An 18,305-nucleotide genomic window follows, 5' to 3' on the forward strand; every position below is an offset into this window, starting at 1 on the left:
ATTCTGTTATTACAGATAAGGCAAATGATTCTGTTATTACAGATAAGGCAAATAATTCTGTTATTACAGATAAGGCAAATGATTCTGTTATTACAGATAAGGCAAATAACACACCTGTTAGTGGTAATAGTGAAACTGTAATAAAAAATCAGGATGTCCCCTCACCACCGTCACCACCAACACCCACAAAGGTTTCAGCCGTCACCCCTACCGTCACCCCACCATCATCTGATGCTGTCGCACTCGCAAAGCGAGACCAAGACCTATGGAAAGCGTAGCCGTCAAACTCGCGCGCGATGAGGAGTTACTAGAATTCCTAGAATATCTGAGAAATCTTGATGCCCCTTTCAAGGTTGGCATAAAAGCAGTCCCCTAGGTTGCAGCTAAGGGGACATCTTCAAAAAACTAATCTATTAGGAGTTTAACTCATGAATGAAACCGTTACAGTCACCTATTCCCTAGAGGAAATGTTCTCTAGGCTAGAAAACAAAATAGATAGCAACCAAAGAGAGACAAACGAGAAGTTTAAGGAGCTATCCCAAAAGATTGATAAGCAATCAGAAGAAATAACGACTATAAAAGCTACTTTACAGGCACAACAGCCATTAATACAGAAAATACCAGATTTAGCCTAAAAAGTAGGGGAATTAAAGAACGGTCGCCAGTTTGTGATCATTACTATAACTGCCACTGTTAGCGGTGTCATTGGTTGGTTTATTCGAGGGGGAAACCTAAAACCTTAACCATTTTTTTGATACAGGGTGGCCACCCTGTATCAAAAAAAACTAAAATTTAGTTAGTCAGAAAAAAAAATCCTCAAACGAACTATACAAATGGCATTAAGACCAGACCAAATCAGGGATATACTCGCTCAAAAGGAACGAAAATTCCTTGAAGAACAACTCATTAACAAGGCTAAATCTTGTCGAATGAAGACCGATGGCCAGGGCTTAACCCCTTCAAAAATGGCATCTATAGCCATATCTCAAGTATTTGACAGTGAAGACCGGATTTCCCTAGCACAATCCCTCAAACAACAATTAGATGAACAACTTGAGGCGATTAATAACGGTGACTTATCCAGTGTTGAGGAAATATTGACAAGTCAGTTAAATGTTCTCAATGTTATGTTTATGGACTATTCCATCAAATTGAACGCCTTAATTCAAGATGGGTTCTTAGTACAAGAAAGTACCTCAGATCAGGTGGAGAAGTTAAGCCAGTTAGTCATCAAACTGCAAAACCAGTCAACGAAAGCGGCTAGAACTTTAACCGATCTTAAAAAACCCCGTCAAACCACGTTCATCAAAAAATATGTCAATCAGCAATTAAACCAACTGGTGACGGACGGCAAGATCCCCTCATCTCAATCGTTAGGAGAAGCGAAAAATGCCTCGATGGACAAAATCAGCAAGAAAACGCCAAAGCCAGTTAATCAAACAGTGGAAACCTTGGAATCATAGTACCGGCCCCCGTACCTCAGAAGGAAAACATATTTCTTCTCAAAATGCACGGAAATGCCCAGAAGAAATTCAGGTTATGCTTAATTATGCCAAACAAACAAAGACTACCCTCAAGAAATTAAACGAGGAATTAGTTGAGAAAATGATAGAGTCAATGCAACTAACCGACGATGATGATGGTTTTTTTAGTTGATATCGAGGTTCTATTTATCTTTGGCAAAATTCTCTGATGATTTCGTTAGCTTGCTCGGTCTTGAATTAAAGGATCAGATGTTTCTAAGAGTGTTTCATCAGTTTCATTTAATGTTTCATCGATTTCGTTTAATGTTTTATTAGGTTTGTTGAACTTTTCGTTGGCTATGTTTAATGAAATGGGTTCTAACTGGTTAGGCCTGAGCGTAGTCGAGGTGTTAGTGGGTAGCTGATTCTGAAATTTTTCTTTTTTAGAATGTGCGATCGCCATTTTCAAAAGTGAAGCCGCTTTGTCATGAAATGCCAAATCGTTTGGCATTCTTCTACCTACAGATATTTCTAATTGGAGAATCAATGACCACAACTCAACTGAATCTGATTGAAACGTCTCTTCCTAATGTTAATCCCGTTTTTGCACGTCATGAAACGTTTCACCCACGCTATGGATGGCTGAAAAAAGGTTTTGACCTCGCTACTCAATACCCCAGGAATTTTTACCGATGATTATGCTCCTGTGCGTTTAGGAGTAGGAAAAAACATGGTCAAAGCGATTCGTTACTGGTGTAATGCCTTTAAAGTCCTAGAAAATGATCAACCATCAAACTTTGGGCAACAACTTCTCACTGATGAGGGTTATGATCCATTTCTAGAAAATCCGGCTTCATTGTGGTTACTCCATTGGCATTTGCTGAAACCAACTTGTGAGGCTGCGGCCTGGTACTACACTTTTAATGAATTTCGGGCGGTGGAATTCTATGGGGCGTTTGAGGAGTATCTGTGACAAAAGTGCCGTTAAGGGATCGGCTATCACTGTACCAGTTGAACCTTTCTGAAATAACAAGGCTGAAACCCTTGATTTACCGTACTAATTTACTGTACCAAATAGGCCTTAGTTTAACTGGTACAGTGATTTCAGGAGTAAGTATAAAGAAAAGTTTAGTTTTGAAAGGCTTACCCTGAAAGCGTTTTGGGGTTAACGGCATTTTTCGCACGGTTGCTACTCAAACGCCATGATGTCCTGGTAACGATTCGCCAAATCTCGAATCTCCGAAGCGATCGCTGACTTGTTCGCTCAAAATTTACATCAGACTTGATTTGTCAATAGATCTTAACAAAAATTAAATGCGATTGCCCTGCGATAATGATTGATGTGACCTATTTTTTTTTAGTTGGCAACGACTGAATAAAAAAGAGTTAGGGTTTTGGAAACCAGCGATGCTCTCGCACACGCGCTGCGCCCTGCCCAAAAGTTACAAAAAGAGCATTGTCGGACAAAGTTTCTTCATCCTCGATGTCCTTGTCAATTAACCATAAGTGTAATTTTTTAGTTGAGAGTCAAGATTTATGTCAATACCGCGAATTTTAGTGGTGACAAACTGTACAGGAGAAAAGCGGTTTAAGCAGGGAAATCAGCTAACCCTCTCAGATTTTAAGGATTCTAGTTTATTAATGTCTCGTTCAAAGCAGTTAAATGAATTTGCTTGCAGTGCAGGGGAAATGTATACAGGAGTGCAACATTTGCGCTTAATGGAAGGGGTAAATTTGTTGCGTCAAGCAGGAGGGATAAATGGTAATGAGAGAGTTCTTACCGTAGATGTGGCGATTATTTCGGCAGGATATGGCTTAATTAATGAGCATAAAATGATTGTCCCTTATGAAGTTACTTTTAACACAATGAAGGGACAAGAAGTAGATGAATGGGCGCATTTCTTAGGCATTCATGACGCTTTTGAACAGCTAATTTCTGATTATAATTTGATTTTTATCTTGTTAGGCGAAAATTATTTACGCGCTCTTAATTTACCTGTAAAAACTAACTCTAACCAGACTTTTATATTTTTAGCCAGTTGGGGAAGTAGTGCTTATATTAAAGTCAATTTAGGGAAGACTTTTGTTTTTCCTTTGTCTAATGCAGAAGCCAAATATTATGGTTACGGATTAGTTGGTTTAAAGGGGTTTTTGTTTAAACAATTTGCCCAACTGGTGCATCGAGATGGTCAATTAATTTCTAAACTTTTAAAAAATCCTGAGTTTTTTAAAGAAGTAATTGATAGGTTATTTGAACAAGAAAAAAGTTGTTCAGTGCAATTAACTTTACCTTTGCTTGGTGCGGATAATCTCCGAGGAACCCTCGGAGTTCCGCATCCACTTATTGATAGTAAGAATAAGCTAAAAACACAACGCTCGGAGATATCTGAGGTCATTCCTCTACCTTTAATTTCTCCTGCTCCTAATTATCATCATGGAATGAAGTATTTTATTCCAGAATGGGACGATTATGTTGACCCAACTTTTGATTTTATTCAAGATAAATTTACGTCTAATAGAGTTCCTCATAAAGATGATATTTATGCTCATCAACTGTTTGAATCTCCTAATTATGATGGGATTTTAGTGTCTAAAGTCGTTTTTGATAAAAGTCAGAAAAAGCAACAAGAAATACTTGATAAAGGAATTCATGATTATATTCGTTACTCTGGGGAAATTATGGGAGATTGTGGGGCATTTGGATATATTCAAAAAGAAGTTCCTCCTTATACGACTGAGGAAATTTTAGACTATTATCAATCCTGTGGTTTTAATTATGGGGTTAGTATTGACCATTTAGTGGTGGGGAAATTTGCTGAACCTGGAATTAGAGAAAAACGTTATAATTTAACTATTAAAAATGCTGAAGAGTTCTTGACAAAGCATTCAGAATATGGGTGTCAATTTATACCAGTGGGAGCCATTCAAGGTTGGAATCCTCAGACTTATGCGGAAGCAGTGAAAGCTTATATAAAAATGGGCTATACTTATTTAGCATTGGGAGGATTAGCGAGGGAAAAAGTAGAGAAAATAATTGAGATTTTACTGGCGATTTATCCTTATTTACAACCAGATATAAGACTACATTTATTTGGGGTGGGAAGACTCAATGCAGTTCCTATTTTTCGACATTTGGGTGTCACTAGCTTTGATTCTGCTAGTCCTTTAAGAAAAGCTTGGTTAGATCCAGAAGCTAATTATCATGGGGTTAATCATAATATTTATGCAGCTATTAGAATTCCTCAAGCTAATCATAAGAATAAGAAGATTAAAGAATTAATTAAGTTTGATTTGAAAAATTATCTAACCAGTTCTATGATTTATCTTTTAATTATCACCAGTTTCTGGAAATGGGAGATGATTCAGTTTCTCGAACAGGGAGCTTTAAAAGTGTTAAGAGATTTTGATGATAATCAAGCTTATATTGATGTTACTTTAGAAACGGTTTTAACTTATAATCATTTATTTTTAAAGGATAGATTATTACCTAAATATAGATTAATGTATCAAACTTTGTTAGAAGATAAACCTTGGAAAGACTGTGATTGTGTAATTTGTCAAAGTTTAGGCGTTGAAACCTTAATTTTTCGAGGAAATGACCGTAACCGTCGTAGAGGTTTTCATAATACTTATATGTTTTATAAACCTTTTCAAGCAAAGCTTGAAGAAATGAGAGCCATAATATGATATGATCAAACTTCTATTGATTAAATTGGCTTAATAAAAATAGAAAATGATTAATTTTTAGGAGCTAATTCATTAAATTTTAAATTACTGTATATGGAACAAAAACTAGAATTGTGGCAAAGATTTTGTGATCGTTATATGTCGGATAATCTTGGGATTCCTTTATTTAGTGTTAATAATAATGGAATTGTTGAAATCAAAGAATATGGTCAAAACCAGCGTTTAATTCTCAAACGTTCTGAAGAAATGGAAATCTTATTAATTAGTGAAGTTGAAAAAGTTCTCAATGATTTTTATGAAGAAACAAAGACTTATGATGGATTAATTTATATGATGTACAAATTTAATAATGATCTAGTTACACCTTTATATATTGGGAAATCTGAAAAATATGGAAAAAGTAATAATTTATCAGCGAATATAAAAGGAATAGGTCAAGATAAAAAAGATAGAAGTAAGTTTTGTCGTTGGGGTGATAACTATGCTTATCATTTTGGTGACTTAAGTGCCGTTGTTTGTTTTGGTCATCCAGAGAAAGAAATCAGAAGAAAATATCAAAAATGGGCTGATAATTTATTTGAATTTTATCCTACAAATGAGCCAAAATTAAAAGAAGATATCTATTTTTGGATTCATGCTTGGCAACCCCAAAATATAGGAATATTTCCCGAATTTGGAGATACACTAGTAACTGCTTTAGAATATCAATTAATTTCTGTAGCTGCTACAATTTTTTCTGATTCATTACTTAATGAAGAAGGCGTAAATAGAAGAAAACAATACATTTGGTTTATTTTATTCCATTTATATTCTAGTTTACTGTCACAACAAATGATTCATCGTTTATAGTTCAAATTAAATCATCAATTATGAATACAAATCAGCCACTAAATATTAATGAACTTTTACTAAATAGTGATATTGGTACATCGCTTTGGAGTTGGGTAAAAAAAGAACCGAAAACGGGATCTTATTTAATTCCTGTTGTTACGGATAAAAATCAATTAACAACCGACTATGAACCGATGTTTTTATTTAAACTAGCATTAGGAGAAAGTTTTAGACTAGGAGAAAAAGTTAACATCAATTTTAAAGTAGGATATTATAAACATAATGATGTAATCGCTGTTTATCTATTATTTATTTTTCCTTACATTAACTTTATTCATGAAATTTGGATTAATCATTATACACTTTTCGATGATATATCAACTCCTTTATTTAAACTTCAACACATGAAACAATTAACCCTATTACTTTTTGAGACAAAACCAGAACCAGAAAGAGTTATCAAGATTTCTAATAATATTAATTGGACAAGTATTTTAACAGAAATTGAAAAAGTCAAACTTTGGTCAGATTTTGCTTTTGATCAAGTTAAAGAGATCGCACCTCCAGCGCATATTCTTTGGAAGTTGTAAACTTGTGTACAAGGTTGTTAAAAACGAGTTTGAAAAGATAATATTAATGATAGTTAAGAAAAGAGGGTTAAGTGAATGCCTCAACCTGTGCGTGTTCCTGATGAAATTTATCAAAGTTTACAAGAAATTAAATTTATCTTAGATCCAGAGTATCGCAAAGCTTCACCAAGTATTCAAGACTTAGTAACAGTTGCATTGACAAGGATGATCGAAGACTGGGAACATCCGATAAGTAGAGAAGAATTATTAAAAGAATTATTAGAACAGCGAGATAAAGCCCGTTCTAAAATGGGAAAGCCGACTTCTTAGCCCAAAATAGTCTATTTTTTTGCTTTGGTGGAATGGTTGTTATGATGAAAAATTCAAAGATCGTAACCCATTACAAGAAGTCATCAATTTTGCTTCTGAGTCGTCTGGAATGGAAACAAGAGATCACCCTGTTACTTAAAAGGGAAAAGTGGGAAACCTAAGTGTAACCCACAAATAAGCAATAAGCATGACATTAGGTTCCTTGGTGCGTTCTACGGATAATACTTTAGGAATTGGAAAATTGATAACAGTTGAACAACCATTCGCAACGGTTGAATATTTCTCAACCTTGGGACAACCCATTACCCAAACCCTTCCTATTTCTTCTCTGCGTCGTGTCAAACTGTATCGTCAAACCCGATGTTATCTTTATCAAGAAGAAACCGAAACTTGGCAAATGGGGCGTATTTATGCTTGGGACGAAGAAAGACAACAATATCAACTAGATTTACCCCATAGTCACACCATTTTCGCCTCAGAAAAGCAAATTTATGTGCGCTGTAATCAACCCATTGAAGATCCCATCCACATCTTAGCCATCAAAGGACAGGAAACCCCCTATTTTCATAGCTTACGCACTCCTTTACTCAAAACAATTATAGAACAACGGGCGATTAGTCGGGGCATGACAGGGTTATTATCTGCCAATATTGAGTTATTCCCCCATCAAGTCGAAGTCATCCGTCGGGTATTAGAAGATCCCATACAACGCTATTTACTCGCTGATGAGGTGGGTTTAGGCAAAACTATCGAAGCAGGGGCAATTTTACGGCAATTTCTTCTGGATGAACCCACAGAGAAAGCATTAGTCATAGTTCCTCCTTCTCTCTATTATCAATGGCAACAAGAGTTAGAATCAAAGTTTTATTTATCGCATTTTGGGGCTAGAGTTAGGCTTATTTCGACAGAAGACAGTAAAAACTTAGATATTTTATCTGATAACTATCATTTTCTTATCATAGATGAAGCGCACCATATCGCCGCTATGGCCACTTCTGAGGATCTAGTCAAACGTTCCTATTTTGAAATCTGCCGAAAATTAGCCCATCAAGCTGAAAAATTGCTGCTTTTGTCTGCTACTCCTGTTTTACACCATGAACAGGATTTTTTAGCTATGTTACACCTCTTAGATCCCACTAGCTATCAATTAGACGATATTGACGGTTTTCGAGAACGAATAGAGAAGCGACAGGAAATAGGACGAGTTTTATTGTCGTTTAAGGAAGGAATAGGGGGTTTTCCTCTGAAAAAGACGGTTAATAAGCTGAAAACCCTGTTTAGGGAGGATAAAACCCTTTTAACTTTGATAGATGGGTTACAAACTTCTATGCAAGTTAAGGATGAGAATATACAAGTTAAGGATGAAGAAGCAATAAATCAACAAATTCGGGTAATTCGGACTTATATTAGTGATACTTATCGATTACATCGACGGATGTTGCGTAACCGTCGTGCTACAGTTGAAGATGTCATTTTTGACCGTAATGCTCTCCCTAAACTAGAATATGATTTAGATGAGCGTATGTATGCTATTCATGAATTGTTAGATGAATGGCGTATTATTGCACCCCATGATGTTAATTATCAGCGTATTTTTTCTTTACTGTTTTGTAGTAGTAATACTTGGTTAGGGGTTTTAAAACAAGTTGTTGAAACTCGTTTAAAAGGAATTTTAAATACTTCATTAATTGATGATTGTTCAATGATAATGAGCAGTGAATCTTTGGATAAGACTGAATCTAATCAAAGTGATGACATTATTCATTCTTTAATTAAAGATATAGGAGAAAAAGAGTATAAAATCTTATTAGCAACTCCTAGTTTTGAAGGAGAAATAAACATTCTCAAGTCCATACTAGAAATATTAAATAGTCCCTCAGAAGACGGAGATAGATTAGAATTATTAAACCTTATTATTTTCTATAATTTAGCTGATATTCTTGATTTACAATCTTTTAAAAGTAACTTAGAAAAATTAGAATACAGAGTTAAACAAAGAATCAATCGACCTTTTTCTGAAGATAAATTTCCTAAATTAATTATTTTTACCAGTTTTACATTAACCTGTACAGCTATTGTTAATTATCTAGTAGAGAAGTTTGGTAAAGATACTGTGGTTAGTCATCAGGTAGGAGATAGTAAAGAAACCATTGAAACTAACTTAACTAAGTTTAAAAATGAGCCTCGATGTTTTATTTTAGTAGCTGATAAATCAGGAGAAGAAGGCAAAAACTTACAATTTGTTGACGGAGTTATTCATTTTGACTTACCCTTTTCCCCTAACCAACTAGAACAAAGATTAGGAAGAATAGATAGAATAGGGGGAAAAATGAAAGTAAATAGTTGGTTATTAGCAGGTATTGATACTTCTAATAGTTTATCTGATGCTTGGTATCAACTCCTAAATGAAGGGTTTAATATTTTTAATCAATCTATTGCTAGTTTACAGTTTTATATTGATGTAAAGTTATCCAAAATAGAAGAAATTTTGTTTAAAGTAGGTACTGATGGTATCAAAAAAAGTATTAGTCTAATTAAAGAAGAAATAGAACAAGAAACGATTAAAATAAGTGAACAAAATGCCCTTGATGAAATAGATAATCGTTCTCAAACTGCCCTCAATTATTTTAACATTCTAGAAAGTTATGATGACCAACATCAAACCATAGAAAAGGTAGTAGAAGGTTGGTTATGTAAAGCCTTGAGATTTAAACAGGTTTATGATACCAACTTATATGATGTGAGAACCTATAAACCCACTGAAAAAACCTTAGTTTCTGCTACAGAGTTAAAAACTTATTTTGCGGGAAAGACACAGTTTAAAGGCGTTTACAACCGTCGTCTAGCTAATAAATATCAAGGGGTACACTTCTATCGAATTGGACAACCCTTAATGGACACATTAACTAATTATTTTAACTGGGATGATCGAGGAAAAGCATTTGCTATGTGGCGAAAAGATACGACATGGGATAGTAGTGAAGGAGGAGAATGGTTAGGGTTTCGTTTTGATTATTTAATCGAAATAAACTGGCAGGAAATAAACTCAGTTTTAAAAGAATTTACTCCCTCTCAAATCAATGAAAAATCATTAAAGTATCCTCATGTCAATGAAAAAGCCTTAAAACGTCAAGGAGATGCTTTATTTCCTCCCCAGGTTGAAACTATCTTTTTAGATCAATATTTTGAGCCTGTAGAAGATGATAAATTATTACGGATTTTACAACGTTCTTATTGTCGGAAAGGAGGAGAAAACCGTGACTATAACTTAGCTAAAAATAGGTTATCCCTATTGGATGAATTTATCGATTCTAGTCAATGGCCAAACTTTTGTCATCAGGCTAGAAAACAATCCGAAAATTTACTGAGAGAGTCTTCATATTTCGTTAAAATGTGTCAAAAGCAAACCATTTCTGCTAAAGTAAAATTAATGAATCGTTTACATCAATTACAGTCTCGTTACTCCCGTTTTCCTCAACCGAAATTATGGGATGAACTGCAACTAGAAACAGCATTAAATGAAGCATTTGTCAAGGCTATTTCTACTCCTAGTTTAAAATTAGACGCAGTGGGATTTATGATTGTTTCTGGACGTTCTCCAGTAAATTCTAATGATATAGAAAATGAAACTTGAGGAGTCGTTTAAGAATCAAATGTCAACACTATGCTACCTATTGAGGAGTTGTTTAAGAATCAAATGTCAACACTATGCTACCTATTGAGGAGTTGTTTAAGCATCAAATCTAAATACTATGCTACCTATTGAGGAGTTGTTTAAGAATCAAATGTCAACACTATTCTACCTATTGAGGAGTTGTTTAAGAATCAAATATCAACACTATTCTACATAAAAAAAGACTTTTAAAAAGTCTAATAATGTAACTAAATTGTTCCCTAACCTTAACTTTTTTAATCATGATAAACTTCACTTATTACTCCAACCATGACGGATACTTTTGACCATCTAAAACAGTTAATTGAAGCAGGAAAATGGGGAAAAAGACTACCTAATAATTCTTCATTCAAAGAACCCTGTCATCAACGTTTATTTAACGCCTTAAAGACTGTAGAAACAGATAACGAACCCACTCCTTTAGAATTAGTCGGTTTAATACGTCATTTCCTCAGACGAGAAGACGAAGACATCAACGGAGGAACCCCCCAAACCCTGAAAGTTCCCCGTTATTATCCTTATCCCAATGATAAACCCATCTGGGAACGATGCGGAATGGGCATTTTACAGGAAAATGATGATAATTTCCTGATTTATGCTACTCCTTGGTATCCCAACTGGTTAAATTTCTCAGAATCACCCGAAAAAGACGCATTTGCTGAGGTAAAACGGCGAAATTATAGTTATAAGACTCCCGTATTGGGTGATATTTCTACGAGATCGCCCAAGCAACCAAATATTGACTCAGGGCAACATTTTCTGTCCTTGGTAGGATTAACCCATTATCGCAGTATTGGACAAGAAGAAGCCATCAAAGCGGTATTAACCGCCCCTGAGAAGGCGACAGTGGTAATAAACCTACCCACTGGGGCAGGAAAAAGCCTATGCGCCCAACTTCCGGCACTTTTAGCCTCAAAACAAGGAGGAGTCAGTGTTATTGTTGTCCCCACCACTGCCTTAGCGTTAGATCAGGAACGGGCTTTATCTGCCTATATTTCCCATCCTACCGCTTATTATGGGGATACTTCTGAAGCAGGAAAACAACGAAGCAGGGAGATAAGTCAACGAATTAGCAAAGGAACGCAGCGTATCGTGTTTACTTCCCCAGAAAGCCTCATTTCGTCTCTATCTTCTTGTTTATACGATGCTGCTAAACAGGGTTACTTACGCTATTTGGTCATTGATGAAGTCCACATGGTGGAACAGTGGGGAGAAGAGTTTCGCCCTGCTTTTCAGGAAATTCCAGGGTTAAGGCAAGATTTACTCCGTTATACTTCCTTTAAAACTGTTTTACTAACAGCAACTCTCACAGAATCTTGTTTAGACACCTTAGAAACCCTGTTTGGTGAACCAGGGGACTTTCAAACCCTTTCGGCGGTTCAACTGCGTCCCGAACCGTCTTACTGGTTTAGTCGCTGTAACAGTGAGAGAGAACGACAAAATCGACTGTTAGAGGCTATTTATCATCTGCCACGACCTATTATCATCTATGCTTCTAAACGAGAAGATGTTTATCGATGGGATGACTTATTAGCAAATGCAGGGTTTAGACGGTTTGCAGTGATGACAGGAGAAACCCCCACAACACAGCGATCGCAACTGATCCAACAGTGGAGAGATAAAAGTATTGACATAGTGGTGGCCACTTCTGCGTTTGGGTTGGGGGTGGATCAGCAAGATGTCCGTTCCGTGATCCACGTTTGTATTCCTGAAACCATCGATCGCTTTTACCAGGAAGTGGGGAGGGGGGGACGAGACGGGAAAGCGTCTATTTCTTTGACCCTTTATACCCAAAATAATAACTATCAATTTCAGGATGATTACAAGATCGCAGCATCTTTAAACGAAAAGCGGAGTATTACCTTAGATCGGGGACTGCAACGATGGGAAAGTATGTTTAATGCCAAAAAAAGGGAATCTGAGGGTTTATATCGAGTTAATCTCGATGTTCCTCCCTCAATGTCTGGGAAGGATATTGACATGAATAGTCAACAAAACCGCAACTGGAATAGTCGAACCCTTATCTTAATGAGTCAAGCAGGTTTAATTGAAATTGACTGGAGACAACCTCCACAGCGTCAGGACTACTCTTCAAAAGAAGCTTATCAAAAAGCCTCTGAAAATCATCAAAATTCCCGTATTATCCGCATAAAAAATGAATTTCACTTAAAACCTGAAACCTGGGACAATTATGTTGAACCCATTCGTAAACAACGTCAACGACAAAACACCCGTAACCTAAAGTTGATGAAAGAAGCGTTATGGGAACGTCCTAACCGTTGTTTATCAGCGATTTTTCAAGAAGCTTATACCATTCCAGGGAAAAATGAACCAAACCCAAGAAAAAACATTTCTGTTTCTCTTGCTTGTGGGGGGTGTCCTTGGTGTCGTCAACAGCATAAAACACCCTTTGCTTCCATTATGCCCCATCCTTCTCCTATTTGGAAAACCTGTGATTATTCTCTAGGAAATAAGTTAAGTAAAATTCTAAAAAATGAAAACTTACTATTAATTTTCTATGATAGTTATCAGATAAAAAACTTGACAAATAACAACTTTTATGAGGTTTATCACAGTCAAAAAATTGATAATGAAAACTTAAAAGATTTACAAAGCAAGTTTAAAACTAATAACTTCTATAACGTTACTCAAGGTCAAGATATTGACAACAAAGACTTAAAAGGTTTACCGAAAACGTTAGAACAATTAATACAATGGTTGATTCGTCAGGGAGTGAAGAACTTAATTTCTCCTATTCCTTTAAATCTCTCTTTTTCTCAGAATGAGATTGTCTTTTTTTATGATGAGTTTCAACCAATTAAAATGTATCCTCTTCCCACTGTAATTTATCATCCTCCTAACCGTACTCTTCCTAAAAAGTATCTCTATGCTAACAAATTCAATGTTCCTCATATTATTTTATTACCCAGTAATACGAAAGATCCGAATAGAAGCGATCGCTTTCTAATTAATGTGTTTAATGGACATAGTTTTAGCCTTGATGTTTTCTGTAAGGAGATTAATTTATGAAATATTTAAAACATTTTTTTAGTAACTTAAAAAAACTTATAGCATTTCTCACTTTTACTAGAGAAACTCTAATTTATTCTCTGTTGCCTATGGCTTATTGCCTAACACTAAAAAAAGTTATACCGTTTAGTTGATATTCACGGCGAAACCTCACCAGTAAAGGAACTGCTATATTGTTGAATTCGTAATTTTTTTAGGAGATTAACCCATGAGTTTTCTAAAGTATTATTTCATCACTTTCAATTAGTTATTTCTCAAGTCATCAATTTTTCTAATTAGCAAGGAAAACAATCTATGAGTGTCTTAAAACAACCTTTAGCAACCCCTAGTCGTTTTCGAGGTATTTATCGTTATTTATTAAATACCAAACAACAACAAGAAAAAAAAGAAGTATTTGGAAAAATGGTTTCTCCTGATGAATTAGTAAAAGATAAACCATCAGAAAGACCTATGTTTGAATATTCTTTAACGGAAGCAATTAAATGTGGTCTTCTAGTTGAAATAATAACCGAAGAAATAACCGAGATTGCTATCAATAGTAATTTACCGGAAAATGTTAGAAATAAAAAAACAGGAGATTTAAAATTACCCAATACATTAAGTGATCTTTTCTTTGCTTCAAATAATGAAGACGAGTATGATTTCGGGTTAGTTTGTGCTTGGTTTTTAGCCCAATATATTTATGATCCTCCTAATACTTGGGAAAAAGTAGAACAAGCTGTACATCAACAAAAAGTTGACCAAACTTTAGGATTAAAAATGACCAATAATACCCTTTATGGTCAAATGGATGATTGGATGTGTTATCTGGGTTTAGCGTGGGGTCATGGGTTAGATAAAAAGCGCATACTTGTTCCAGACCCAACGGTTTATCTTAAGCGAAATCTTAAATCTTTATTCAATGAAACAGGAGAAAAAGTATATTTAAGAGAATTTATTTCTCGTCTTGCTAAAAAATGTCCTCTCTTTGAAACGGGACATTTTAGAGACACCATTGAAGCGAATATTGGTCAACGAGAAACTAATTATTTATCCACTTCCACTGCATTTGCTTTATTTCGACTACAAGATGAAGGATATATTCAACTGATTCGAGAGTCGGATGGAGACTTAATGCTATTACCTAAAGCACAAAATAAAATTGATGATAGTAGTCGAGTTTCTCACATTATTTTTAATGGTTTAAATAAATTATTAATTCCATTGAGTAGTCGAACATAAATAAACAACACTATGTTAAGAAATGTCAAATCACTCAATTCCTCCTAACTCTTGTAGTCGTAGAGACGTTGCGGCTTTATGTCGATTACAACCTCTCTATGACTCCTCGTTTCACAGTTAACTTTACTTTTGTCCGACTACTTAACCCCATCTTATTCTCACACAACACTTAAAGAAGGAATCAATACCATGACTTTTCAAAATTATGTTTGCTGGAAAAGCGAGAATATTCAACCCATTCTTAATATAGAAGCAATTCAACCAGAAGACCATATTTTCTTAGCGACTCATCATCCTTTAAAGATGAAAAAAAGTGAATCAATCCAAGGAACTGATGAAATTAGTTATACAGAAGAAGACTGTTTAAGAGACTTTTTACAACCCGATGATTTTGCTTTTGTTCCCATCTTAGGTCAATCAGGAACAGGAAAATCCCATTTAATTCGTTGGTTAGCTGCCAATATTGAATCAACGGAAAAACGCAAAGTCTTATTAATTCCCAAATTAGGGACAAACTTAAAAGACATTATTGGGATGATTTTAAATCTTCCTGAATTAGAAGGAGAAAAATTTGATGAATATCGTAAACGTTTAATTAAATCATCCAGTAGCTTAACCGAAACAGAAGCAAGAAAACAATTACTTAATCAATTAGCGGTAGCAGTAGGAGATAATGAAAGACGAGATCATAATAAATTAACAGAAGAAGAACAATATTTAGTAGAGAGTTTAGACTCTCTTTTATATGATCCCTATTTTCGTAAAGAGTATTGGTTAAAAGATGAAGGTATTATTCATCGTCTTGTTACCCATACTTTAGGTTATCAAAATACTATTGAAAATGTTGAAAAAAGACGAGAATTTACTTTAGAAGATCTTCCATTATCCATTGTTGGTTTACAAAAAGCAGGAGAACAAGCGACAGATTTCTATCGTTTTCTTATTGGTGATGAAGACGTTCAAAAAGACACGGTAAGCTGGTTAAATAAACATTTAGATGAAGCTATCACAAAGGTTTTGAACTTAGGGAAAGAAGACTTACAAATACTAATGCGAGAAGTGAGAGAAACTCTTGCTCACAAAGAAGTAGAATTAGTCTTATTAATTGAAGATTTTGCCAAATTACAGGGAATAGATAGGGAAGTTTTAGAAGCAGTTTTAGCTAGACCCCAACAAGCAGGAAGTCAACCCTTATGCGCTATTCGCACGGCCTTAGCTTGCACAACTGGTTATTTTAATGGTTTAATTCAAAGCTTTGATACCATTCAACAAAGAGTCACTTTTAAAGTTAGTTTAGACGTGGGAGAAATTAGTGATCACTCCTTAGTAACAGAAGCAGATATTCAACAAATGGTGGCCAGATATTTAAACGCTGTCCGTCATCAAAATAGTGATTTAAAACAATGGTTAGAAGACTACAAAAATGATGAAAATAATTCTCAACCTCCTAATTTTTGTGAAGACTGTCAACACCGTCAAGACTGTCATAAAGGGTTTGGTGATATTAATGGGATGGGACTTTATCCCTTTACTCCCATTGCGTTACAACAAATGAGAAAACGGGTTAACCCTGATCATTTTAATCCCCGTATTCTCTTAAAAGATGTTCTTAAATATACCCTGGAAAATTCAGTTGAGAACATTGAAAATGGTTCTTTTCCTTCTACTTCAATACGAGAACATTTCGGCAAAATGCGTTTAAGTGCTATTACTCAAAGTGATATTAAAAGTAAAGATACTAAACATTCCCAACGTCGTCAAACATTAATAGATTTATGGACAGATAGCGATAAAATATGTGACCTTTCTCCTGAAATTCATACTGCTTTTAATCTTCCTCCTTTGGGAGTTGAAGTCATTGAAACAAATATTACTCCTGTTGTCAAAGAAACTACAGGAACCTATGAAGTTTCTCCTAACACCTCTAATGACTCAAAAATTCCCGATAAATTAGCAGAAAAACTCAACATTTTAGATAATTGGAATAATCAAGCTATTCTCCCTCAAGACGTAGAAAAAGACATCCGTGAGTTTGTTTATCCTGCGGTTTGTGAACATATTGAATGGGATACAGAAATGCTAATTAAAGGTAATTTTGCCAGTAATAGTTCTGTATTTAAACAACGTAATGTCCAAGTTTATAGTCCCAGAATGAGAGGAGAAGGTGCTAATCATGCAGGAATTATTTTACAGCTTCCTCTTAAGCCAGATGATGAAAAGCCAGATGATGAAAAGCCAGATGATGAAAATGAATTTCGAGAAACAGCCATTGCTTTTCAAGGAATGCTACTTTATAGTTACTATAAACACTGGAACTTTGAAGACGGAGATCGCTATTTCCGAACCTACGCAAAACACTTAGATCGCTGGAGTAACTACATTCTAGAACAAATTCGTTGTCGTCCTCGTATTTCGGGGGAACTCTGGAACCCCGTTCCAGCAACCGTTGAACTACTGGAAATCGCTTCTCAAATGTCTGGACTTCCTAATACTTCCATTGAAGCGTCAATTAACTCTTTATTCCTGGAAATACCCGAACTTGATGATAATAACCGTAGTTCATCTTGGAAAGCATTGTATAAAGTTTTTCAAACTAATAAAAACAAATTACTTGATATTCTCAAAAGTTATATCGGTTGTACCAAAGGGAGTCGTTTTAATTTTCAAATAATTGATACAGTCCAAATAATTGAACCCCTCAAAACAGTTCGTAAAACAGGGAATCCTCAATGTGATGTTCCTGATGATTTAAACAAAGAATATGAAGTTATCCAAAAAGTACGAAATAAAGTCGATGAACTGTTAATGAAAGCTATAGAAGAAGAAACAGATCGCCAACTTTCTACTTATGAAAAGTTAGTAGCAGAATTTGGAGAAAATGTCAACAAAAAAGAGGTTGTTTACTCAATCAAAGAAGCCATAGATCAAGCGAGAGAAGCAGGAGTTTTTGGGCAAAAAAGTGCAGAAAAATTAGGTGAACTTGTGGTTAATTTCAATAAGACAAGATTAACTAATTATCTCGAACTTATGGAAAAAGTCAAAAACGAAAAAGAATTATCAACTACTTCCTCTAATAAATTACTTTCTTTATTAAGTGAGAACAATACCAAAATCATAACAGTTTCTAGTGAATTTCTTGAAGAAAGTAATAAGTTTTTAGATAGTTCTTTAAACTCTGTTCAAGATCACATTCATCAATTAACATCAGAAGAAAACGGAGAATCAATTGAAACCATTACCCAATCTATCGAAAAGAATTTACTTGAGTTACAAGATTTACTCATTGAAATTAAGGATTTTTAAGAATCAATTATTAATTCCTAGCTATTCTATAACACTACGCATTAAGGTTTAGACTTTTACTAAGTAGTGGGACATAAATAAAGTCAACTGGGTAAATAATTCTAAGCACAGAGTAACCCTAATCCTGTTCCATGTCTTTCTCAACTGTAACGTTGATTTTTGTCCAAGGTCTTATTGTTTTATTACCTTACATCAACT

14 protein-coding genes and 1 pseudogene are annotated in these 18,305 nt (G+C 34.9%); 14 read left to right on the forward strand and 1 reads right to left on the reverse strand.

Annotated elements, in window-relative coordinates; genetic code table 11:
- The 4 genes and pseudogenes from VB691_RS21915 to VB691_RS21930 form a co-directional block, all read left to right on the forward strand.
- The coding region (locus VB691_RS21915) for a hypothetical protein (RefSeq protein WP_323293663.1) at window positions 1–278 on the forward strand (278 nt) is incomplete at its 5' end.
- A 150-nt stretch (window positions 279–428) separates the two neighbouring features.
- Window positions 429–743: pseudogene (locus tag VB691_RS21920) on the forward strand (hypothetical protein).
- 90 nt (window positions 744–833) lie between these two features.
- Entirely contained in the window at window positions 834–1,463 is a 630-nt protein-coding gene (locus VB691_RS21925; RefSeq protein WP_323293664.1) for a hypothetical protein, read from the forward strand.
- A complete protein-coding gene (locus tag VB691_RS21930) occupies window positions 1,390–1,656 on the forward strand; it encodes a hypothetical protein (protein WP_323293665.1) in 267 nt (88 codons plus the stop codon). The genes VB691_RS21925 and VB691_RS21930 overlap by 74 nt, the downstream gene beginning before the upstream one ends.
- A 45-nt stretch (window positions 1,657–1,701) precedes the next feature.
- On the opposite strand, the gene VB691_RS21935 is transcribed toward VB691_RS21930, so the two are convergent.
- Entirely contained in the window at window positions 1,702–1,974 is a 273-nt protein-coding gene (locus tag VB691_RS21935) for a hypothetical protein (protein WP_323293666.1), read from the reverse strand.
- A 35-nt stretch (window positions 1,975–2,009) separates the two neighbouring features.
- Here VB691_RS21935 and VB691_RS21940 point away from each other — a divergent pair, with 35 nt between their 5' ends.
- The 10 genes from VB691_RS21940 (at window position 2,010) to dpdH (ending at window position 18,107) form a co-directional block, all read left to right on the forward strand.
- Window positions 2,010–2,159: a DUF4007 family protein gene (locus VB691_RS21940; RefSeq protein WP_323293667.1), complete on the forward strand. Its 150-nt coding sequence runs from the start codon at window positions 2,010–2,012 to the stop codon at window positions 2,157–2,159.
- Window positions 2,119–2,436: a DUF4007 family protein gene (locus tag VB691_RS21945; RefSeq protein ID WP_323293668.1), complete on the forward strand. Its 318-nt coding sequence runs from the start codon at window positions 2,119–2,121 to the stop codon at window positions 2,434–2,436. The genes VB691_RS21940 and VB691_RS21945 overlap by 41 nt, the downstream gene beginning before the upstream one ends.
- A gap of 563 nt (window positions 2,437–2,999) precedes the next feature.
- The gene (gene dpdA / locus VB691_RS21950; RefSeq protein ID WP_323293669.1) at window positions 3,000–5,150 is read left to right on the forward strand and encodes a tRNA-guanine transglycosylase DpdA; all 2,151 of its coding nucleotides are present in this window, start codon (window positions 3,000–3,002) and stop codon (window positions 5,148–5,150) included.
- 93 nt (window positions 5,151–5,243) lie between these two features.
- On the forward strand, window positions 5,244–5,999 hold the full coding sequence (locus tag VB691_RS21955) for a hypothetical protein (protein WP_323293670.1): 756 nt from the start codon (window positions 5,244–5,246) through the stop codon (window positions 5,997–5,999).
- Between the two features lie 20 nt (window positions 6,000–6,019).
- The gene (locus VB691_RS21960) at window positions 6,020–6,571 is read left to right on the forward strand and encodes a hypothetical protein (RefSeq protein WP_323293671.1); all 552 of its coding nucleotides are present in this window, start codon (window positions 6,020–6,022) and stop codon (window positions 6,569–6,571) included.
- A gap of 75 nt (window positions 6,572–6,646) precedes the next feature.
- Window positions 6,647–6,880 carry a hypothetical protein gene (locus tag VB691_RS21965; RefSeq protein WP_323293672.1) on the forward strand — a complete coding sequence of 78 codons (234 nt, stop codon included), beginning with the start codon at window positions 6,647–6,649 and terminating at the stop codon, window positions 6,878–6,880.
- A 187-nt stretch (window positions 6,881–7,067) separates the two neighbouring features.
- Window positions 7,068–10,514 carry a protein DpdE gene (gene dpdE, locus VB691_RS21970; RefSeq protein ID WP_323293673.1) on the forward strand — a complete coding sequence of 1,149 codons (3,447 nt, stop codon included), beginning with the start codon at window positions 7,068–7,070 and terminating at the stop codon, window positions 10,512–10,514.
- Between the two features lie 309 nt (window positions 10,515–10,823).
- Window positions 10,824–13,583 carry a protein DpdF gene (gene dpdF / locus VB691_RS21975; protein WP_323293674.1) on the forward strand — a complete coding sequence of 920 codons (2,760 nt, stop codon included), beginning with the start codon at window positions 10,824–10,826 and terminating at the stop codon, window positions 13,581–13,583.
- Between the two features lie 294 nt (window positions 13,584–13,877).
- Window positions 13,878–14,804, forward strand: a complete 927-nt coding sequence (dpdG, locus tag VB691_RS21980) for a protein DpdG (RefSeq protein WP_323293675.1) — start codon at window positions 13,878–13,880, stop codon at window positions 14,802–14,804.
- 189 nt (window positions 14,805–14,993) lie between these two features.
- On the forward strand, window positions 14,994–18,107 hold the full coding sequence (gene dpdH, locus VB691_RS21985; RefSeq protein WP_323293676.1) for a protein DpdH: 3,114 nt from the start codon (window positions 14,994–14,996) through the stop codon (window positions 18,105–18,107).
- The last annotated feature ends 198 nt before the right edge of the window (window positions 18,108–18,305 follow it).

The sequence above is a fragment of the Crocosphaera sp. XPORK-15E genome (genome assembly GCF_034931425.1).
In the GTDB taxonomy this organism is placed as follows: Bacteria; Cyanobacteriota; Cyanobacteriia; order Cyanobacteriales; family Microcystaceae; genus UHCC-0190.